20 protein-coding genes are annotated in these 18,968 nt (G+C 65.7%); 7 read left to right on the top strand and 13 right to left on the bottom strand.

The window, feature by feature from the left end:
• Positions 1 to 164: 164 nt before the first annotated feature.
• Positions 165 to 1,406, bottom strand: a complete 1,242-nt coding sequence (locus IEV64_RS03870) for an ABC transporter substrate-binding protein (RefSeq protein ID WP_188423191.1) — start codon at positions 1,404 to 1,406, stop codon at positions 165 to 167.
• Between the two features lie 121 nt (positions 1,407 to 1,527).
• On the bottom strand, positions 1,528 to 2,541 hold the full coding sequence (locus IEV64_RS03865; RefSeq protein WP_007275972.1) for an NADP-dependent oxidoreductase: 1,014 nt from the start codon (positions 2,539 to 2,541) through the stop codon (positions 1,528 to 1,530).
• Between the two features lie 166 nt (positions 2,542 to 2,707).
• Here IEV64_RS03865 and IEV64_RS03860 point away from each other — a divergent pair, with 166 nt between their 5' ends.
• The 4 genes from IEV64_RS03860 to IEV64_RS03845 all read left to right on the top strand — a co-directional run bounded on the left by IEV64_RS03860 (position 2,708) and on the right by IEV64_RS03845 (position 5,269).
• Complete coding sequence (locus IEV64_RS03860) at positions 2,708 to 3,352, top strand: SDR family oxidoreductase (RefSeq protein ID WP_188423190.1); 645 nt, start codon at positions 2,708 to 2,710, stop codon at positions 3,350 to 3,352.
• A gap of 86 nt (positions 3,353 to 3,438) precedes the next feature.
• A complete protein-coding gene (locus IEV64_RS03855) occupies positions 3,439 to 4,647 on the top strand; it encodes an MFS transporter (protein ID WP_007275970.1) in 1,209 nt (402 codons plus the stop codon).
• 106 nt (positions 4,648 to 4,753) lie between these two features.
• Positions 4,754 to 4,903 carry a DUF7535 family protein gene (locus IEV64_RS03850; RefSeq protein WP_007275969.1) on the top strand — a complete coding sequence of 50 codons (150 nt, stop codon included), beginning with the start codon at positions 4,754 to 4,756 and terminating at the stop codon, positions 4,901 to 4,903.
• Positions 4,904 to 5,071: 168 nt separating this feature from the next.
• Positions 5,072 to 5,269, top strand: coding sequence for a hypothetical protein (locus tag IEV64_RS03845; RefSeq protein WP_188423189.1), 198 nt, complete (start codon positions 5,072 to 5,074; stop codon positions 5,267 to 5,269).
• Between the two features lie 430 nt (positions 5,270 to 5,699).
• Here the strand turns inward: IEV64_RS03845 and IEV64_RS03840 are convergent, their stop codons facing one another.
• Positions 5,700 to 5,981 carry an HPr family phosphocarrier protein gene (locus IEV64_RS03840; protein ID WP_083874932.1) on the bottom strand — a complete coding sequence of 94 codons (282 nt, stop codon included), beginning with the start codon at positions 5,979 to 5,981 and terminating at the stop codon, positions 5,700 to 5,702.
• 128 nt (positions 5,982 to 6,109) lie between these two features.
• On the opposite strand from IEV64_RS03840, the gene ptsP reads away from it, so the two are divergent.
• Complete coding sequence (gene ptsP, locus IEV64_RS03835; RefSeq protein WP_188423188.1) at positions 6,110 to 7,792, top strand: phosphoenolpyruvate--protein phosphotransferase; 1,683 nt, start codon at positions 6,110 to 6,112, stop codon at positions 7,790 to 7,792.
• Between the two features lie 13 nt (positions 7,793 to 7,805).
• Here the strand turns inward: ptsP and IEV64_RS03830 are convergent, their stop codons facing one another.
• The 6 genes from IEV64_RS03830 to IEV64_RS03805 form a co-directional block, all read right to left on the bottom strand.
• A complete protein-coding gene (locus tag IEV64_RS03830; protein ID WP_004967190.1) occupies positions 7,806 to 8,267 on the bottom strand; it encodes a PTS sugar transporter subunit IIA in 462 nt (153 codons plus the stop codon).
• A 133-nt stretch (positions 8,268 to 8,400) separates the two neighbouring features.
• A complete protein-coding gene (locus IEV64_RS03825) occupies positions 8,401 to 9,843 on the bottom strand; it encodes a PTS galactitol transporter subunit IIC (protein ID WP_188423187.1) in 1,443 nt (480 codons plus the stop codon).
• 172 nt (positions 9,844 to 10,015) lie between these two features.
• Positions 10,016 to 10,312, bottom strand: coding sequence for a PTS sugar transporter subunit IIB (locus IEV64_RS03820; protein WP_007275964.1), 297 nt, complete (start codon positions 10,310 to 10,312; stop codon positions 10,016 to 10,018).
• Positions 10,313 to 10,428: 116 nt separating this feature from the next.
• The gene (locus tag IEV64_RS03815; protein WP_004967186.1) at positions 10,429 to 11,106 is read right to left on the bottom strand and encodes a triose-phosphate isomerase; all 678 of its coding nucleotides are present in this window, start codon (positions 11,104 to 11,106) and stop codon (positions 10,429 to 10,431) included.
• 28 nt (positions 11,107 to 11,134) lie between these two features.
• Positions 11,135 to 11,911: a class I fructose-bisphosphate aldolase gene (locus IEV64_RS03810; RefSeq protein WP_188423186.1), complete on the bottom strand. Its 777-nt coding sequence runs from the start codon at positions 11,909 to 11,911 to the stop codon at positions 11,135 to 11,137.
• 2 nt (positions 11,912 to 11,913) lie between these two features.
• The gene (locus tag IEV64_RS03805; protein WP_004967184.1) at positions 11,914 to 12,339 is read right to left on the bottom strand and encodes a secondary thiamine-phosphate synthase enzyme YjbQ; all 426 of its coding nucleotides are present in this window, start codon (positions 12,337 to 12,339) and stop codon (positions 11,914 to 11,916) included.
• 213 nt (positions 12,340 to 12,552) lie between these two features.
• Here IEV64_RS03805 and IEV64_RS03800 point away from each other — a divergent pair, with 213 nt between their 5' ends.
• On the top strand, positions 12,553 to 13,314 hold the full coding sequence (locus IEV64_RS03800; RefSeq protein ID WP_188423185.1) for an IclR family transcriptional regulator: 762 nt from the start codon (positions 12,553 to 12,555) through the stop codon (positions 13,312 to 13,314).
• Between the two features lie 346 nt (positions 13,315 to 13,660).
• Complete coding sequence (locus tag IEV64_RS03795) at positions 13,661 to 15,121, top strand: FGGY family carbohydrate kinase (RefSeq protein ID WP_188423184.1); 1,461 nt, start codon at positions 13,661 to 13,663, stop codon at positions 15,119 to 15,121.
• Between the two features lie 457 nt (positions 15,122 to 15,578).
• Here IEV64_RS03795 and IEV64_RS03790 read toward each other — a convergent pair whose 3' ends face one another.
• The 4 genes from IEV64_RS03790 to IEV64_RS03775 are packed head-to-tail and all read right to left on the bottom strand — an operon-like array spanning position 15,579 to position 18,968.
• Entirely contained in the window at positions 15,579 to 15,791 is a 213-nt protein-coding gene (locus IEV64_RS03790) for a hypothetical protein (protein WP_188423183.1), read from the bottom strand.
• Positions 15,788 to 16,894 (bottom strand): ABC transporter ATP-binding protein, encoded by a 1,107-nt coding sequence (locus IEV64_RS03785; RefSeq protein ID WP_004967168.1) that lies wholly within the window; start codon positions 16,892 to 16,894, stop codon positions 15,788 to 15,790. The genes IEV64_RS03790 and IEV64_RS03785 overlap by 4 nt, the downstream gene beginning before the upstream one ends.
• A complete protein-coding gene (locus tag IEV64_RS03780) occupies positions 16,891 to 17,967 on the bottom strand; it encodes an ABC transporter ATP-binding protein (protein WP_188423182.1) in 1,077 nt (358 codons plus the stop codon). The genes IEV64_RS03785 and IEV64_RS03780 overlap by 4 nt, the downstream gene beginning before the upstream one ends.
• On the bottom strand, positions 17,964 to 18,968 hold the full coding sequence (locus tag IEV64_RS03775) for an ABC transporter permease (RefSeq protein ID WP_089776722.1): 1,005 nt from the start codon (positions 18,966 to 18,968) through the stop codon (positions 17,964 to 17,966). Before IEV64_RS03775 ends, IEV64_RS03780 begins: the two co-directional genes overlap by 4 nt.

Below are 18,968 nucleotides of genomic sequence, written 5' to 3'. Positions count from 1 at the left end.
ACAGATGTCGTCTCTGTCAAACCACAGAGTGGCTGGTCGGCCGGGTTCACGCGGACAGAATCTGAAAACTCCACGGGCGTCGAACTCAGCTCCCGCTACCAGCTCTCAAAATTTATTTTTTCTGATACTACCACTGATTGACGGGAACGACAGGCTGTGACAGGCTAGCCGTCTGTGACGATTTCCTCGACCCGCTCGTGGTCGAACAACCGCTCGTCGGTCCCGAAGTCGGGGTAGTCGTCGCCGTCCTCGTAGGTCGGCCACGCGCCGAACCGCTCGGGATAGAGCTGTTTGGCCGTCATCTCCAGTTGGAACAGGTTCATCAGCGGCCCCTGCCACCGCGTCCCCTGCGGGTAGACGCGGTCGTTCTGGACGGCGGCCAGTTCGCGGCCGACGGGGTCGTCTCGGAGGTTCCGCTTCAGCCCGTCGAAGTCGAACGTCTCCGTGACCGTCCACAACGCGAGAATCACGTCGGGGTCGGCCTCTAACAGCGCCTCCATGTCGACTTCTTGGAACGGCCCCGTGAACTCCGCGTCGGCGAAGGCGTCGACCGCGCCGAGCGGCCGGGTGTGAGAGTTCCAGTAGCCGGGCGCGTTCAGGCGGAGCAGGTAGATGCTCGACAGGTCCGTCGAGATGGAGAGGTACGCGGCGGTTGGACGCTCGGACTCCGGTGGCAGTCCGCCCTCGACGGTGCCGAGCAGGTCGTCGTGGACGGACTGGAGCGCCTCGTAGCGGTCGCGCTCGCCGTACAGCGACGCGACGCGGTCGAACAGCTCCCAGAGGTCGCAGTACTCGTAGCCGTCGGCCCACTCCCCCGGGGGCGCGGCGTTGAAGTTGCTGTAGTAGTTGCCGAACCACGGGCCGACGTTGTCCGCGACCTCGTCGATGTCGGCTCGGCTCCAGTTGTCCTGCGTGGACACCCACGCGGGGTCGACGAGGTGGAGGTCGCTGTCGAGTTCGTACAGCCGCTCTTTCGTGAAGCCGTACTCGCCCGCCGCGTCCGCCCACTCGATTTCGAAGCCGTCGAAGTCGGCGGTGAAGTAGTCGAGGCCCGCGACGGTGCCGTCCCACCAGAGGTCGTTGACGGTGTCGCCCCGCCCGAGCGCGCTCGCCATGTCCGGGAACCACGGGAAGTGGGTGAACACGTTCGTCGGCGACTCGTCCAGCGTGACCGTCCCGACCGGCGACAGCTCGGCCGCGTAGCTCGATTCAGCTGTCTCGGCCGCCGTCTCGGTGGTCCCTGTCTCGGTTTCGGTCGCCGCGTCGGTCGCGGTCGTCGTCGCCGTCGCGTCGTCGCCCGACTGGCCGGCGCATCCCGCGAGCACCCCGCCGCCGAGAAGCGCCCCACCGTACGTCAGGTAGTCTCTCCGGGTCGGCCTCGCGTTCTCGCCGTCGTCGTCCAACATACGGATTAGGCTCGCCTAAAGCGATATAGGTGCTTCGAAATTTAGGCCGGGCTAAAACGGAGTCGCACGACCGGTCGCGTTCGTGGGGCGACCTGCCACTGACGGCCGAAGCACCGCCGAGCTAGGGCTCGGACACGCCGACGACCTGCTTGCCGATGTTGTCGCCGGAGAACAGTCCGAGGAACGCGTCGGGCGCGTTCTCCAGTCCGTCGACGACGGTCTCGCGGTGTTCGAGGTCGCCGGAGGCGACCCACGACCCGAGCCGTTCGCTGGCCTGTCCGAACCGGGTGGCGTAGTCGCCGATGAGGAGTCCCTGCACTTTCGCGCGCGGCGCGATGAGTTGCGGGAGCTTTCGCGGCCCGGTCGGGACGCTCTCGTCGTTGTAGTGAGCGATCTGCCCGCAGACGGCGACGCGGGCGTCGAGGTTCAGCTTGGTGAACACCGCGTCGGTGATGGGGCCGCCGACGTTGTCGAAGTAGACGTCGACGCCGTCGGGCGCGGCGTCGTCGAGCGCCGCCAGGTAGTCGTCGACCTGCTTGTAGTTGATTGCGGCGTCGAAACCGAGGTCGTCGGTGAGCCACGACACCTTCTCGTCGGAGCCGGCGAAGCCGACGACGCGACAGCCGTTGAGCTTCGCAATCTGGCCGACGACGGAGCCGACCGCGCCGGCCGCCCCGGACACCACGACCGTCTCGCCGGGCGAGGGGTCGCCCACGTCGAGCAGGCCGAAGTACGCCGTCCGGCCGGGCATCCCGAGCACGCCGAGGTAGGCGGGGAGGTCCGCGACCGACGGGTCGACCGGCGCGACCTCGTCGGCGTCGAGAACGCTGTAGTCGGCCCACGCCCCGTTGCCGGTCACGAGGTCGCCCGCGTCGTAGGCGTCGCTTTTGCTTTCGACGACTTCGCCGACGACGGCTCCCCGCATCGGGTCGCCGACCGACCACGGCTCGGCGTACGACTCCGCGTCTCGCATCCGACCGCGCATGTACGGGTCGACCGAGAGGTATCGCACGCGCACGAGGAGTTCGCCGTGTCGCGGCTCCGGGCGGTCGCCCTCGCGGAGTTCGAAGCTGTCCGTGTCCGGCTCTCCCTCGGGTCGCTCGGCGAGAATCCACTCGCGGTTCGAATCGCGCATACTCGAACGCGGGCCCGCGGACCAAGGACGGTGACGATTCCAGCAGTACCGTCCGGTTCGACGGGACTCGGTGTCGGTCGTCGGCGCTCCCGTCGCGCGGGCCCCCTCGCCATCTTCGCCGAACCAAGCCCCCTATTGCGCCGGCCCGACTACACGCCGCCGAATCATGCAGGTCGCAGTCATCGGCGCGAACGGCGGTATCGGACGCGAGCTTCTCCCGCGACTCGCGGACGCGGGCCACGACCCCGTCGGCGTCGTGCGAGACGAGTCGCAGTTCGAGGCGGTCCGCGACCGCGGCGGCGAGCCGCGACTGGGCGACCTCGAAGGCGACTTCGACGCGGCGCTCGACGGGGCCGACGCGGTCGTCTTCACCGCAGGGTCCGGTGGGTCGACGGGCGCGGACAAGACGCTCATGGTCGACCTCTGGGGCGCTCGGCGAGTGGTCGATGCCTGTGTCGACCGGGGAATCGACCGCTTCGTGATGATTAGCTCCGTCGGCGCGGGCGACCCGCTCGCGGGGCCGGAGCCGTTGCGGCCGTATCTGGTCGCCAAGCGGTGCGCCGACGACCACCTCGAACAGTCGTCGCTCGACTCGACGATTCTCCGCCCCACGGCGCTCACCGACGCAGAGGGCACCGGCTCCGTCTCGCTGGCCGCCGACGGCCTCGGCGGCGACACGGCCGAGATTCCGCGGGCCGACGTCGCACAGACGGCCGTCGCCTGTCTCGACACCGACCGGACGGTCGGCGAGACGATACGCCTCACGGGCGGCGAGACGCCCATCGAGCGGGCGCTTCGAGGCGGCGACTGAGTCGGTGCCGCTCGCGGTCACCACGAGACGAAACCGGACCGACATCAGGCGGTTTCATACTCCTCCGCCGAGCAGGTAGCGAAACCGTGAGTACGACTGACGACACGACGGGCACGCGACGCGAGACACTGGGAATCGTCGTCGGCTTCTTCCTGCTTTCGACGGCGGCCGCGGCCTACGAAATCGCCCCGGCGAGCGTCTTTCCGGCCATTCAGGACTCGCTCGGGCTGAGTTCGAGCGCGGCGGGCTGGCTCGTGAGCGTCATGTACGCGACGGCGGTCGTCACGAGCGTCCCCATCGGCGTCGTCCTCGACCGGTTTTCCGTGCGCCGCGTGGTCGGACTGGCGACCGTCGCGCTCGTCGTCGCCGGCGGCTGGGGCTGGTACGCGGCCACCGCCGGCGCGTACGGCTGGCTCCTCGCCTCGCGGGTGCTCGGCGGCCTCGCGTACGTCACGTTCTGGAACGCGGGCGCGAACGTCGTCGGCAGCGCGGTCCCCCCGAAACAGCGCGCGACCGCGGTCGGCGTGTTCACCGCGAGCGCGCCCGTCGGGTTCGCCATCGGACAGTTCGGGAGCCCGCTCATCGCAAACGCGGCGGGCTGGCCCGCGATTCTCCCGCTGTACGCCGGGGTCGCGGTCGTCGGCGTCGCGTTCTTCGCGGCCGCGACGCGCCGACGCGTCCCCGGTGTCGACGCGCCGTCCCCCGACGGGGCGGCGCTCCGCGAACTGTTCGGGAGTCGGGCGGTCTGGACCGTCTGCGGGCTCTGCTTTCTCGCCTACTCGCTGTACCTGTTCGTCAACACGTGGCTCCCGAGCTTCCTCGCCAGCGAGTTCGAAATCTCGCTGGCGGCGAGCGGCCTCCTGACCGCGCTCTTTCCCGCCATCGGCGCGGTGGCGCGGTCGACAAGCGGCGTGATTACCGACCGCGCGTTCGGCGGTCGCCGCCGCCGCGTCATCGTCTCGTCGTTCGCCGTCGCCACGCCGGCGGTCGTCGCGTTCGCGTTCGTCTCGCGGCTCGGCCTCGTCGTCGGTGCGGTCGTCGTCGTCGGCTTCGCTATCCAACTCGTCACCGGTCTCATCTTCTCGTACATCGCCGAGCTCGTCGCCCCCTCGGTGCGGGCGACGGCCGTCTCGCTCCTGACGAGCGTCGGACTCCTCGGGGCGTTCGCCGCCCCCATCGCCGCCGGCGCGATTATCGACTACGCGGGCTACGCACCCGCGTTCTTCGCCGCGGGCGGCGTCGCCGTCGTCGGCGTGCTCTTGGCGCTTCGAGCGCCGGAGCCGAGTCGGGCGTAACCCCCGTCACGTCCTGTGTTCGCCCACAACTGCCGCTCCGCTCTCGCGGCTATTTATATATTAACTATCCAGTCACGTTATGTATGAGGGGAACTGACGACTACGTATGGCCCGCGCAGTCAACCCCGTTCGAACCGACTACTCGAACACCCAGATGGGGCTCATGGGGACGCTCATCGTCGCTTTGATTGCAGTGCTCATGATACCGTTCGCGCCGTTCATCCTCCTCGGACTGGTGTGGAGAGCAATCCACTAACCGCGACGGTCACCACCGACAGCCCCGTCATCGGCACGCGTTTTTTGACCGCCTGACCGTCGGGTGCGCCGCGACGTCCCCGACGGCCCTCGAATTTGTGGACCACTGGGGTCTCAGTTCCGCCCCAGTTCGGCCAACGGTTATCGGCCCGACGGCGAACAGACGACTATGGACAACGACGACGAACCGGTCGGTCGGTTGCTGACGCGGCGGCAGGCGCTCGCGGTCGGCGGGACGGCCGCGGCGGCGTGGCTCGCCGGCTGTACGACCGGTGGCGACGCCGACGCCGCGGACACGAGCAACGCGACGAGCACCGAGACGACCGCGTCGCCCGCGATGTCGACCGACTCCCCGGTTCGACGCTAGACCTCCTGGTCAAAGACACATATCAGTAATCAATATAAGCTGATCTCGTGGGTGTAGAGACATATATCCGGAAACACCGATATACACGTTCGAAAGCAACGATAAGCTCGTTTTTCTTTACCGAACGCCAAACTTCGATTTCTGAACGCCTGAAATCTCAATCGGCGGTTGAATCCACTCTCAGCGCGCGTGTCCGGGATATCCCGCGTACTCTCGGACTGCCCGCCGAAATTCTCAAATATCTGAGTAACACCAGAAACCGTCAGATATCTGTCTCAGATTCGGCCGGGAGGAGGAACCCCGACCGATTCCGCGAGGCCGTTCCCCTCCGCGGTCGAACTCGCCGTCGTGGTTGCAGGCGGCTTTGTAGTCACTCGTCGCGCCCACCACGTCGGCGGGCGTCGGGTCGACGACGTGTCCGAGCGGTCGTCTACGAATCGAGGTCGAAGTCGTTCCGGACGAGTTCGACGAGTCGCTCGACGGCCTGCTCGCCGTCACTGCCGTCGGCGGTGATGACGATTTCCTCGTCCGGGCCGACACCGAGCGAGAGAACGGCGATACTGCTTTTGGCGTCTACTTCCGTCTCCCCGCCGGCTTTCCGCACGGAGATGTCCGTCTCGAACTTCGACGCCGTCTGGACGAACATCGACGCGGGGCGCGCGTGGAGACCGGTCTCGTGCTCTACGACTACTGTCGCTGATTTCGCTGGCATCCGTGCGACAACATCCCACGCCGGCACTAAGGCTTTACCGTTTGGCGAGTGTTTTTACCGGCGGATGCGGACTAGACGCCTGCCATGTTCGCAAGCGAAGCGTATTCAGCGATAGCTACGGGGGACCGATGAGCGACCGCCGAATCTCGGGCGTCGGGGTGACGCCGCTACTCGGTGTCGGCACGGTCGTCCAGTACGATTCCGCGGTCGACCTCGACGACGACGAGCGGTCGGCGGTCGACCCCGAGACCGAACGTCAGCGGTTCGAGGCGGCACGAGAGACGGCGGCGGACGAACTCGCCCGCGAGCGGTCTCGGACGGCCGAGCGTGTCGGCGCGGAAGAGGCGGAGATATTCGACGCGCATCTGCAGTTCCTCGACGACCCACAGATCACCGACGGCGTCGAAACCGCGGTCAGCGAAGACGGCGTCACCGCCGAGCGAGCCGTCTTCCGGGCGTTCGAGGACCCCATCGCCACGTTCGAGGGGGCGGATGGGATGTTCGCCGAGCGCGCGGACGACCTCCGAGACGTCCGCGACCGACTGCTCCGTATTCTGCTCGACCGCGACCGGGTCGACCTCTCGACGCTCCCCGAGGGAACAGTGCTCGTCGCGGAGCGGCTCACGCCGAGCGACACCGCGCAGTTAGACCCCGACGCGGTCGCCGGGTTCGTCACGGTCGAGGGGGGCCGCACGTCGCACGCCGCCATCATGGCTCGGTCGCTGGCGATTCCGGCGGTGGTCGGCGTCGACCCCGACGCGGTCGACCTCGACGACGGCACGCGTCTCGTCGTCGACGGCACCACGGGCGACGTGACCGTCGACCCGGACGCCGACGCCGTCGCCGCGGCGCGGGAATCGAGCGGCGCGACGGTTCGGCACGACCCCGTCACGACGGTCGATGGCCGGCACGTCGAAGTCGCCGCGAACGTCGGAACGCCGCGGGAAGCGGTGGCGGCCGCCGAACGCGGCGCGGACGGCGTCGGGCTCTTTCGAACGGAGTTCCTCTTTCTCGACCGGGAGGCGCCGCCGGACGAAGACGAGCAGTACGAGGCGCTCTGTGAGGTGTGCGAGACGTTCGCCGGGTCGCGCGTGGTCGTCCGAACGCTCGATATCGGGGGCGACAAGCCGATTCCGTACGTCGACTCCGACCCCGGCGATAACCCGTTTCTCGGCGTCCGTGGCGTCCGGTTCGCACCGGGCGAGCGGCCCGAACTGTTCGAAGAACACGTCCGCGCGATTCTGCGCGCGGCCGCCGGCCCGGCGCAACTCGCCGTGATGTTCCCGCTGGTGTCGACGGTCGCGGAACTCGACGCGCTCCTCGACGAAGTGAGCGCAATCGCCGCGGAACTCGACGACGCGGGCATCGACTACGCGGTCCCCGAACTCGGCGCGATGGTCGAGACGCCGGCGTCGGTCTTCCTCGCCCGCGAGTTCGCCGAACGCCTCGACTTCCTCAGTATCGGGACGAACGACCTCACGCAGTACGTGATGGCCGCGGCCCGCGACGACGACCGCGTCGCCTCGTTACACGACCCGCTTCACCCGCCGGTTCTCCGCGCCATCGCGCGGACGGTCGAGGCCGTCCACGAGGGCGACGCCTGGGTCGGTATGTGCGGCGAGATGGCCGGCGACCCGGACTTCACCGAACTGCTCGTCGGGCTCGGTCTCGACGAACTGAGCATGAGCGCCGTGACGATTCCCGACGTGAAAGCGGGCGTCCGGGACGTCGACGACGAGTCGGCGGTGACGCTCGCCGAGGCGGCCCTCAACGCCGAGACCCGCGAGGACGTGCGAGCGCTCATCGACTGAGAACTGGACCTTCTCAGCCGTCGAAATCGACACAGCGCTCGACGACGAGGTCGAGCAGGCCGTCGGCGTCGCGGCGCTTCGTCAGCTCGGCGAACTCCTCGGCCTGGAAGAGTTTCGCGAGGTTCGAGAGGAACGAGGAGTAGCCGTCGGTGTCTGTCACGAGAAGCAACACGACGACTTCGGCCTCGACGCGCTCGTCGGGGTTGTCCATGCTCCGGAAGGCTATCGACTCGCCCGCGGGCGGCAGTCCGAGGAGCACGGCCTGTTCGGAGACGTGGTCGGGGTCGGCGTGGGGGATGGCGATGCCGAACCCCATCGTCGGGATGTCGAGTCCCGTCGGGTAGTCGGCTTCGCGTTCCAGAAGGGCGTCCGCGTAGGTCTTGTCGGCCCAGCCTTGGTCGTAGGCGTACGCGCCGAGTTCCGTGAGGACCGCTTCGTCCGTCTCGCCAGTCAGTTCGAGGCTTTCGGTTCGCATCGATGAGTCGTACGCGGGTCTCCGAGAAAAGTGTTGGTACCGGTTCGCCGGCGGTGCCGGGAAACGCGGCGACTCGTCGCGGTCGAGTCGCGGGCACCGACGGGTGACTGTAACTGTAACTGTAACTGCGCGGTCAGTCGTCGGAGCGACCCTCTGCGCTCGTCGCGTCGACGGTCGAACCGAGTTTGTTGGGCAGGAGCCCGCCGCCCTTGCCGGTGTGACGACGTTCGACGGTCTCCCGCGCTTTCTCTTCGGACGCGCCGGCGACCATGTACATCCGCTGGGGCCACATCCGGAGTGCGACCCAGATACCGAGGACGATGACGAGTCCGACCGCGAGGGCGACCGGCGCCGGGATGAGTGTCAGGATGCCCGTCGCGGGCGACCCCGCGTCAGCGACGGGCGACGTGATGAGCCCGCGGCCACCGAGGTCGAAGCCCGCGCTCCCCGCCGCCTGCGTCAGGAGGGGAGCCACCGCGGAGGCGATGTAGTGAAGCGGAATGAGCAGGATGGTTCCCGTGACGACCATCTTCACGATGTTGCCGTTCATGATGGGAACCATCAGCGCGAAGAAGAACGGGAACGTCGCCAGGTCGATTCCCCACAGGACGTCGTTGCCGGGGAGGATGATCGACATCACGATGGCGATGGGAACGATGAGCAGGCTGGACGCGATGACCGACTCGTGGCCGATGAGGATAGCCGAGTCGAGGCCGATCGCCATGTCGCGGTCTTCGAACCGCGAGGTCATGTAGTTCCGAATCGACTCCGAAAGCGGCGTCAGCCCCTCCATGAGGATACCGACCATCATCGGGAGGATGTGCATCACCGCGGCGAACGAGATGCCGGCGGTGAGGATGGCGTACCAGCTCTCGGCGACGAAGAGCGCGTTACTGTAGGCGGCGATACCGATGACGAGCCCGATGGCGAGGCCGACAAAGATTGGTTCACCGAGGATGCCGAACCGGTCTTGAATCGCGTCGGGGTCGGCTTCGATGTTCCCGAGCGGCGTCTTATCCACCGCCCAGTGAATCGGAATCGCGGCGACGGCGTAGGGTGCCGAGGTCCCGTGCGGAATGGAGATACCGGGCGTGTCGAAGGTCTCTTCGACGGCCGGTTGCGTCCAGTCCGCGGCCACGAGGACGAACAGCCCCAGCGTCAGCCCGACCGCCACCGAGTACAGCCAGTTGTTCGTGCTCATGTAGACCAGCCCGCCGATGAAGGCGAAGTGCCAGTAGTTCCAGATGTCCACGTTGAGCGTGTAGGTAAAGCCGATAGCGAAGAGGACGAGGTTCATCACCACGAACAGCGGAATCATCCAGACGCCGAGTTCCGCGATACCGAAGGCGATGGCGGCGGCGGCGGGCCAGCCGACGTCGACCGCCGGAAGCGTGATGCCGGTCACCTCGACCATCTGTTGGGCCAGCGGGCTGATGTTCTCGCTGAACAGCCCGATGACGAGATTGATGCCGATGAAGCCGATGCCGATGAGGATGGACGAGCGCGCCGCCTTCAACACGTCCACCCGGAACGCGAGCGCGATGAGGAAGATGATTATCGGAAGGAGGACGCTCACGCCCAGCGATTGGATTACGCTGTTGATCGAATTCAACAGGGAACTCACACCACTCTGTAAGAGTACTTCTGGTACTGCCATGCTATTAACTCACAACCCTGTCTCAGGATGAGAGTGAGCCCACATAAACATTGCTATCGTTCGTGAAAAATCCGCGTCGCAGACGCGTCAATCAGTCTTCGAGCGCCGCGGCGATGTCGTCGAGGACTTCGTCTTGACCGATGCCGGTCATGAACGCCGTCGTGTGGATGACCGGGATGTCGAACTTGTCCTGGTTGAGTTGCGTCGTGGTGACGATGAGGTCGAAGTTCCCCGACGAGACCTTGCCGGGGGCTTCCGTCGCCTTCGCCTTGGCGATGGTCCCGATGTCGAGGCCCCGCGCTGGGAGCTTCTCTTTCAGCGCTTCCTTGACGACCGTCGACGTCGCGACCGATGTGCCACACACTACGAGGATGTTTTTCGCTGTCATTGTCGTGTATTGCACATCATCGATGACCACTAAAAAAGATTGCGCCGGTCTGACGCGCCGCAGTCACCGCGCGGCGCGAGACGGGGCGGTCCGCCGTCGGCGACCGTCTGACCGTCTCAGGGGAAACTCGCGGCGATGTCGCGGAGGAGCGGCTCCGGGTCCGACGCGAGCGACACGGCCGATGCGGCACCGGTCGCGTGGCCTCCCTGTTCGAACGCGAGGCGGACGTCTTCGGCGGTCGAGATGCCGCCGCCGACGAGGACGCGAGTGCGCGGGTTCTCCGCTTCGACCATCGACATGAAGTCGCGCACGCGGTCGGGGTGGGTCTGCGTGATCGCGCGGTCCGACGAGATGTCTTCGGGCATCTCGTATATCATCGAGTCGGGGTCGAACTCCGCGACTGCGCGACCCATCTCGATGCTGTCGACGCAGACGACCGAGTCGAGGTCGAGGTCGCGACAGCGCTCGATTTTCCACACGAGGTCGGACAGCGTGTCGCGGTTCTCCGCGTGGTTGATGACGACGCCGTCGGCCCCCGCGTCCGCGACGGTCTCGGGGAGGATTTTCCCCATCCCGCGACCGGGCTCGACGGCGTCCATCGCGGGCGCGGTGACGGCGAGGTCGGTGCGTTCGGTTATCAGCCGGATGTCCGGCAGTTGCGGCGTCAACACGAAGCGCGCGTCGGTCTCCGCCTCTATCGTTTCGAGCATCCGCGCGAACGCGAGCGCGTCCTCGCCGCTCGTGTCCGGATACACCTTGAAGTTGACCTGAAAGTGGGGGTACGGGAGATTCATGGGTGGGTTTGGGGGCTCCCTCGGGGAGTCACAACAGCGTCTCCGCCTCCTCGATAGTCGCGCCCTCGTGGACGATGGCCGAGAGCGCGTCGATGATGGCCGCGGGGTCGTCCCGTTGCCAGACGTTCCGGCCGAACATCACGCCCTGCGAACCGGCCTCGACGGCACCGTGGACCATCTCCAGTACCTCTCGGTCCGTCTCGACGGTGGGGCCGCCGGCGATGTACGTCGGCACCGGCGCGTTGTCGACGATGCGCTCGAAGCCCGTGGGTGGGTACGGCGTCTTCAGTATGTCCGCGCCGAGTTCGAAGCCCAGGCGGTTGGCGTTGACGAGGTAGTCGGTGTCGAACTCGTCGTCAGCGCGCTGGCCCCAGAGGGTCGGCTCGACGATGAGCGGAATCCCCGCGTCGTCGCACTCTTCGGCCGCGGCCGCGACGAACTCGGCGTTCTCTTTCAGCACGTCGGGGTCCTCCCGGCCGAAGACGAGCGCGACTTTGGCGGCGTCGGCCACGTCGGCGCAGTCCTCGACGCTGAACACCTGGGAGTGGATTTCCGCGTTCTCGATGTCGCCCGGCATCGTCGAGTCGTACAGGAGGTCGAGTGTACCGATGGTGTGGACGTCGGTGGCGTCGATTCGGTCCTCGAAGCGCTTCAGGAACGGCACGCTCGCCAGGATACCGTCGGGGCCGGCGTCCAACACCGTGTCGAGGAGCGCCGCGGGGTCCTCGAACCCCTCAAGCGAACCCCAATGGAGGCCGTGGTCGATAGCGACAGTCACCGATCGTCCGAGTCGTTGGTCCGTCATGGCTATTGTAGAATCGTCGTAGTAATCGTTCGTTCGCGCGGGCCGCACAGTTCGAAGAACATGACCTCCTCCCAGGTCCCGAGGTCGAGCTCCCCGTCGCGGAGGACGAGCAGGACCGGTCGCTTGATCATCGCGGAGATGAGGTGCGCGTGAGCGTTCGGTTGCTCGCCCGCGGTGATGTGGTCGAGGTCGTGGTAGTAGCCCTCGTCCGGGGGGGCAATCTCCTTGAACTTGTCAATCATGTCGTCGAGGAGCTTCTCTTCGTACTCGTTGGTCGAGAGCGCCGCGGACGTGTGCGGCGTCGACACGTACACGAGTCCATCGGTCACGCCGAGGTCCTCGATGGTCGCTTCCACCTCGGGGGTGACGCTCAGAATCTCGAACCTGCTGTGGCTCTCGATGGAGAAGCTCTCTGTCTGTATCTCCATACACCGTAGCTCAGAGAGTGAGCGTAAATAGTTTTTGCCGAGGCTCCCCCGAACACCGCACAGCGACCGTTAGGCGGCAGATATCTTGGGTTCTCCCCTTCTACAGCCGCCGTTCGAGCGGGGTCGACGACTCGCTCCGCTGTCTCGCTGAATCGAACAGCTGTTCTACTCGATGGAACAAACTATTTAGGGTTGCCTCGACGACACGCTGTTATGACAGAAAACGCGCCCAACCGGGTCGAAACGAGTCGGAAGACGATTCGGGTGCTCGACGCGCTTCGAGAACACGGGTCGAGCAGTGTGACGTTCCTCGCACGGGAACTCGGGATGAACAAGAGCACGGTTCACAACCACCTCAGCACGCTCGAAGCCGAGAAGTTCGTCGTCCGCGACGGGACCGATTACGAACTGAGTCTCCGCCTGCTCGGATTCGGGGGATACGTACAGCACCGCCACCCGCTGTATCAGGTGGCGAAGCGCGAGGTCCACCGGTTGGCGTCCCAGACCGGCGAACTCGCGAACCTGATGGTCGAGGAGTACGGACAGGGCGTCTATCTCGCCTCCGAACAGGGCGAGCGGGCGGTCGATTTAGACATCTACCCCGGCCTCAGACGGCCGCTCCACGCCATCGGACTCGGAAAGGCGATACTGGCGCACCTCTCGTCCGACCGCGTCGACGACATCATCGAGGAACACGGCCTTCCCGCGGAGACCGACCAGACCATCACCGACAGAGCGGAACTCGACGCACAGTTGGCGACGGTCCGTGACCGGGGCTACGCCGTGGACAACGAGGAACTCATCAGAGGGCTCCGATGCGTTGGCGCACCCATCATCGCGAAAGACGGGACCGTCCTCGGTGCAATCAGCGTCTCGCAACCCGTCAGCCGCATGAATAACGAGCGGTTCACCGACGAGGTTCCCGACATCGTCCAGAGCGCCGCCAACGTCATCGAACTCCACACGAACCACTAACATTACGCGCATAGATTTGTAATTCCCGTCTCGACTACTCTTGCAAGCCGCCGCTGGCCCTGACGGGTCTGTTCAGCTCGAGTGCACTTCTGTTCTCAGATACAGAATCTGGGTCTCTCAGGCTACAATTAGACTTTATCCGGGTATGTCCCCTATCTCCACGGTTATCTAACTGTATTCTCTCACTTCGGGGATGCTTGTCAACCGAATGTGCGCTCTCCCAGAGCATATGCTAACTCTTCTCAAATGAACCCCGCTGTTGTCAGTCGGCCGGACTGCGCCCTCACGCGCTCGCTGGGGTACCATCCTCGGAAGGATTTAATGGCGTCCTGTGTGACGGCGTGGTATGGAGAGCCCGCAACTGGTCGGCGTTCATCTCGGTACCGCGAGCGTGCATGTCGACGTGTACAGCACCGACGGTGAACGACTCGCCGGCGGTGAGGCACCCGTCGTCGAGCAGACGACGCTCGCGTGGGAGCGAGCGCTCCACGAAGCGGCACCAGCACTCCCGCAGACCGGTATCGGCTCGGTCGCGAGTACGTCGGGGACCGCCGTGCTCGTCGATAAGTACGGTGAGCCGGTGTTCTCCCCGCAGATGTACTTCGATTCCGCGCCCGAACAGGCGTCGAAGCTCCGCGACCTCGGTCTGTCCGACCTCTCGATTAACCAGAATATCGCGTTTTCTCCGACCAGCCCCCTTCCGAAGATTCTGAAGCTTCGCGAGGAGCACCCCGAAAAGTTCCAGCGGGTGGAGTGGATTCTCAGCCCGACGACGTGGCTGTTGTACCGGCTCCGGTTCGACGCGTCGACGCCGTGGCGCGATATCGAGACCGACTGGACGAACGCGCTGAAGTTCGGTGCCGACGTGACGACGCCCCTGCCCACGTGGTTCGAGTCGCTGTTCGAGACGCTCGACCTGCCTCGGTCGCTCTTTCCGGCGATTCGACCCCCCGGCTCGTTCATCGGCGTCGCCGACGGCCAGTTGGCCGAGCGGACCGGCTTCGACGGCATCAAACTCTTTCAGGGGCTCACTGACGGCAATGCCTCGGTGCTGGCGAACGGCGGCGTCAAACCCGGGGACTTCAGCATCACCTTCGGCGCCTCGAGCGTCGTCAAGTACGTCTCGGAGTCCGTCTCGCCGCACCCGGCGCTGTACTACCACCGTCACCCTATCGACGGCTACCTGCCCGGCGCGTCGTTCGACACCGGCAACCTCCTTCGGTGGTTCTTCGACCGCGTCCTCAACTGCACGCCGGAGCGCGGGCTCGAACTCGCCCGGCAAGTCCCGAGTGGCCACGGCTACGAGGTGTTCCTCAAGGGCAACCGAAGCCCGTTTTTCGACGCCGACGTCGCGGGGTCGCTCCTCGGCCTCAACTACGACAACTCCCTGTCGACCGAGGAGGTCCACGGCCGACTGGCGCGCGGGCTCATTACCGGCATCATCCTGACCGAGTGGACGTACATCTCGCTGGTCGAAGAGCACTTCGACACCGATATCGACCGCGTGCTCGTCATCAACGACGGGACGCCGACGCTCGACGGCAACTACGACTGGTGGAACACGCTCCGCGCGTCGATATGGGACCGCCCGGTCGTCGAGATGGAGCCGCGAACGACTGCCGGCGCTATCATGGCCCCCGCACTCATCACGTCGATTTACAGCGACGTCGAGACGGCGGCGGAAAACCTCCTCCGAGAGCGTGACGTTATCGAGCCGGACCCGTCGGTGGGCGCGGACTTCGATACGCAAAAAGAGGCGTACTTCGACCGATGGCGGGACATCGCGGCGTTCTATCAACGGGACTGACGCCGAGGGCGGTCGTTCGCTGGCCCGGTGGCCTCGTCTCTGTCACCTCGGCTCGTACTCGACTCACAACGGTACTTCGGGTTCCAAGTAGCGGGCGACTCCGACCACAGAGTATGACGATACCGCACTCGAACGACACACCTACCAGAATCAATTATATATCAGAACTTATATCTCTTTCAATCCGGAGAAATATTAGACAATTCTCGGATATAGGTTATCAGTGCATCTATTGCGGATATACCGCCGAAAAGATGTGTTTTCTCCTTTAACCGCGATGTCTAACAGACACTGAGTCGAATTGCTGAAATATGGCTATATAGCTCTTGTAGTATCCACAATCAGATGTCTATGAATACCCATCCGATACTAACGATTTGGTTAGATAATTGCGTATAAGTCAGTATTCTTATTAATAGTGTTGCGGGCAGGGCACGAGCGGCGCGCCCGTCGACTGCTACCCGCCGCGGTCGAACTCGTCGTCTATCACCGCCAGCGCCCCGCCGGAGTTGAAAAGCAGGCGGCTCACGACCACCCACGTCGGCACCGCGAGGACGACCAGCGCGACGGTGCTCGCCACGGGCGACAGCGGCGGCAACAGCCCGCGGTAGAACCACACGATGGCGAACGTCAGGACGATGCGGAGCATCGGCTTGACGGCGACGGTCATCTGTCGTCGTCACCCCGGCCGTCGGTGACGAGCGTCGGTTCGGCGTCGAAGTTCTCGATGCTGAACCGCTCGTCGACGTCCTGTGCGGCACTCGGAACGCCTGCGCCTGTTTCGAACTCGTCGACGTGGATGCAGGCGGCCTTGTGGCCGCCGGTCGCGCCCGCCACGTCGTCGAGCGTCGGGTCGACCGACGTGCACTCTTCTGTCGCTTCGGGACACCGCGGGTTGAACGAACAGCCCGACGGCGGGTCAAGCGGCGAGGGAACTTCGCCTTCGAGCACCTGCCGCTGTCGGGCGAGCTCGGGCACCGGCTGGGGAATCGCGCCCAACAGCGCCCGCGTGTAGGGGTGCTGAGGGTTCGAAAACAGCTCGTCGGCGTCGGCGAGTTCGACGATTTCGCCGAGGTACATCACGGCGACGCGGTCGCAGACGTGGCGAATCACGCTGAGGTCGTGAGCGATGAACAGAAGCGTCAGGTCGAACTCCTCCTGCAAATCGTCGAGCAGGTTGAGAATCTGCGCCTGAATCGACACGTCGAGCGCGGAGACGGGCTCGTCGGCGACGATGAAGTCCGGGTCGACAGCGAGCGCGCGGGCGATGCCGACGCGCTGGCGCTGGCCGCCGGAGAACTCGTGGGGGTAGCGGTTGGAGTACTGCGGAGGCAGGCCGACCGTCTCCATGAGTTCGTCCACGCGGGCGTCGCGTTCGCCCTTGTAGAGGCCGTGAATCTCCATCGGCTGTTTGATGATTTGGCCGACGGTCTTCCGGCGGTTGAGACTCGACGCGGGGTCCTGGAAGACGATTTGGATGCGCTTGCGCATCTCCGTCATCTCCCGGTCCGACAGCGCCGTCAGGTCGGTCCCGTCGTAACTGACCGTCCCTTTCGTGGGCTCGTCCAGCCGGAGGACCGACCGCGCGGTCGTCGACTTGCCGGAGCCGGACTCGCCGACGAGGCCGAGCGTCTCGCCGCGCTCGATGTCGAAGGAGACGCCGTTGACGGCTTTCACCGTCTCGTCGGCTCCGAGCAGGCGGTCGATGAAGCCGTCGTTCTGGGTGAAGTACTTGTGGAGCCCCGAGACGGACAACAGCGGGTCGTCGCTCATCGCGGCTCACCTCCGTCGGTCGCGGGGGCCGTGGGACCGCCGCCGTCCGCCTCCGCGCGCTTCGTCTCGATGGCCGACGGCGAGAGGTCGTAGCCGCGGGCGTGGAGACACGCCGCCTCCCGACCGGGTTCGACCTCCCGGAGTTCGGGGTCGTACGACTCGCACTCGGCGGTCGCGTGGGGACACCGCGGGTGGAACGAACAGCCCGACGGCAGGTCGGTGAGGTTCGGCACGTCGCCCTCGACGGGCGTCAGCCGGTCGGTGTCGTCGGTGAGTCGCGGAATCGACCGCATGAGGCCGCGGGTGTAGGGGTGCCGCGGATTCTCGAAGAGGGCGTCCACGCCGGCGCGCTCGACGACGCGGCCGCCGTAGGCGACGGCGACGCGGTCGCAGGTCCCGGCGACGACGCCGAGGTCGTGCGTGATGAGGATGATGCTCATCCCGTACTTCTCCTGGAGTTTGTCGAGGACGTTGAATATCTGCGTCTCGATGGTCACGTCGAGCGCCGTCGTCGGCTCGTCGGCGATGAGCACGTCCGGCTCGCAGGAGATGGCCATCGCCAGCAACGCGCGCTGACGCATCCCGCCGGAGAACTGGTGGGGGTAGTTGTCCACGCGCGAGGTCGGTTCGGGGATGCCCACGTCGGCCATGAGTTCGATGGTCCGCTCGCGGGCCGCCGCGTCCGACACGTCCTGGTGGGTCTTGATGACCCGGCTGATCTGGTTGCCGACGGTGAACACGGGGTTGAGGCTCGTCATCGGGTCCTGGAACATCATCGCGATGTCGTTGCCCCGAATCGTCCGCATCTCGGCCTCGCTTTTTTCGAGCAGGTCGTCGCCGCGGTAGCGGACGCTCCCTCGCTCGATGCGACCGGGGCTGTCGACGAGTTGGAGCATCGACAGCGCGGTCACGGACTTGCCGGAGCCGGACTCGCCGACGATGCCCAGCGTCTCGCCCTCGTAGAGGTCGAACGACGAGCCGTCGACGGCCTTGACGGTTCCCTCGTCGGTGTAGAACCGCGTGACGAGGTCGCGGATTTCGAGCACGGGCCGTTCGTCCGGTTCGGCGCTCATCGCTCGCCTCCGTCGTTGCGGGGGTCGAGCGCGTCGCGCAGGCCGTCACCGAGCAGGTTGAACCCGAGGATGGTGACGACGATGACGAGCCCGGGGAACACCGAGTACCACCACTCGCCGCTGTAGAGGTAGCCGCGGGCGTTCGACAGCATCAGCCCGAGGCTCGCGTTCGGCGGCTGGATGCCGAGTCCGAGGAACGACAGCGCGGCGCTGGCGAGGACGGCCGTCCCCATGTAGAGCGTCCCCTGGACCACGACGGTCGGCAGGGTGTTGACGGCGATGTCCTTCACGAGGATGTGTCGGTCGCTCGCGCCGAGGGACTTCGCGGCGTCGATGTAGTCCTCTTCCATCTCCTTGAGGACTGAGCCGCGCATGACGCGCGCGAAACTCGGGATGTAGACGACGCCGATGACGGCGATGACTTTCACGATGTTCGGGAGGGTAAACGAGCCGTACTCCGTGCTTCCCACCCCGAGGACGCCGAGCACCGCGATGGCGAGGATGAGACTCGGGAAGGAAAACAGGATGTCCATGAAGCGCATGATGATCTCGTCGACCCACGTGTTGCGGTAGTAGCCGGCGATTGCGCCGGCGGTCACGCCGAGCGCCATCGCGAAGCCGACGACGCCGAGCGAGACGGTCATCAGCGTCCGCAACCCGTAGATGATGCGCGAGAGGATGTCCCGGCCGTGGTGGTCGGTGCCGAGGTAGGCCGTCGTCGTGCCGACGACCTCGCCGGCGTCGTTCTCGACGAGCATCTCGGTGCCCATCGGCATCGGGTTGTGTTCGCCGTCCGGTGCCTCGAACTGCGTCGTCGGGTCGTGGGGGGCGAGAAACGGCGCGAACAGCGCGGTCAGGAGCATCGTGAGGATGATCGCGCTCCCCACGAGCGAGAGGGTGTTCCGGCGGAACTCCTTCCAGAACATCTCGAACTGACTGTGGTGCGTGCCGGGGGCTTGCGCGGCCGGCACCGCCTCGTCCGTCTGGTCTGTCGTTGCCAT

Origin of the sequence: Haloferax sulfurifontis (assembly GCF_014635105.1) — an archaeon.
In the GTDB taxonomy this organism is placed as follows: Archaea; Halobacteriota; Halobacteria; order Halobacteriales; family Haloferacaceae; genus Haloferax; species Haloferax denitrificans.
This window is presented reverse-complemented; position numbering and strand designations above follow the sequence as displayed.

Coding starts and splice junctions, on each gene's coding strand:
- IEV64_RS03840 (WP_083874932.1), bottom strand. CDS start 5,981: ATGCCAGCGAAATCAGCGACAGTAGTCGTAGAGCACGAGACCGGTCTC.
- IEV64_RS03795 (WP_188423184.1), top strand. CDS start 13,661: ATGGAGAGCCCGCAACTGGTCGGCGTTCATCTCGGTACCGCGAGCGTG.
- IEV64_RS03850 (WP_007275969.1), top strand. CDS start 4,754: ATGGCCCGCGCAGTCAACCCCGTTCGAACCGACTACTCGAACACCCAG.
- IEV64_RS03810 (WP_188423186.1), bottom strand. CDS start 11,911: ATGACGGACCAACGACTCGGACGATCGGTGACTGTCGCTATCGACCAC.
- IEV64_RS03830 (WP_004967190.1), bottom strand. CDS start 8,267: ATGCGAACCGAAAGCCTCGAACTGACTGGCGAGACGGACGAAGCGGTC.
- IEV64_RS03775 (WP_089776722.1), bottom strand. CDS start 18,968: ATGGCAACGACAGACCAGACGGACGAGGCGGTGCCGGCCGCGCAAGCC.
- IEV64_RS03780 (WP_188423182.1), bottom strand. CDS start 17,967: ATGAGCGCCGAACCGGACGAACGGCCCGTGCTCGAAATCCGCGACCTC.
- IEV64_RS03865 (WP_007275972.1), bottom strand. CDS start 2,541: ATGCGCGATTCGAACCGCGAGTGGATTCTCGCCGAGCGACCCGAGGGA.
- IEV64_RS03800 (WP_188423185.1), top strand. CDS start 12,553: ATGACAGAAAACGCGCCCAACCGGGTCGAAACGAGTCGGAAGACGATT.
- ptsP (WP_188423188.1), top strand. CDS start 6,110: ATGAGCGACCGCCGAATCTCGGGCGTCGGGGTGACGCCGCTACTCGGT.
- IEV64_RS03860 (WP_188423190.1), top strand. CDS start 2,708: ATGCAGGTCGCAGTCATCGGCGCGAACGGCGGTATCGGACGCGAGCTT.
- IEV64_RS03790 (WP_188423183.1), bottom strand. CDS start 15,791: ATGACCGTCGCCGTCAAGCCGATGCTCCGCATCGTCCTGACGTTCGCC.
- IEV64_RS03845 (WP_188423189.1), top strand. CDS start 5,072: ATGGACAACGACGACGAACCGGTCGGTCGGTTGCTGACGCGGCGGCAG.
- IEV64_RS03785 (WP_004967168.1), bottom strand. CDS start 16,894: ATGAGCGACGACCCGCTGTTGTCCGTCTCGGGGCTCCACAAGTACTTC.
- IEV64_RS03815 (WP_004967186.1), bottom strand. CDS start 11,106: ATGAATCTCCCGTACCCCCACTTTCAGGTCAACTTCAAGGTGTATCCG.
- IEV64_RS03805 (WP_004967184.1), bottom strand. CDS start 12,339: ATGGAGATACAGACAGAGAGCTTCTCCATCGAGAGCCACAGCAGGTTC.
- IEV64_RS03820 (WP_007275964.1), bottom strand. CDS start 10,312: ATGACAGCGAAAAACATCCTCGTAGTGTGTGGCACATCGGTCGCGACG.
- IEV64_RS03870 (WP_188423191.1), bottom strand. CDS start 1,406: ATGTTGGACGACGACGGCGAGAACGCGAGGCCGACCCGGAGAGACTAC.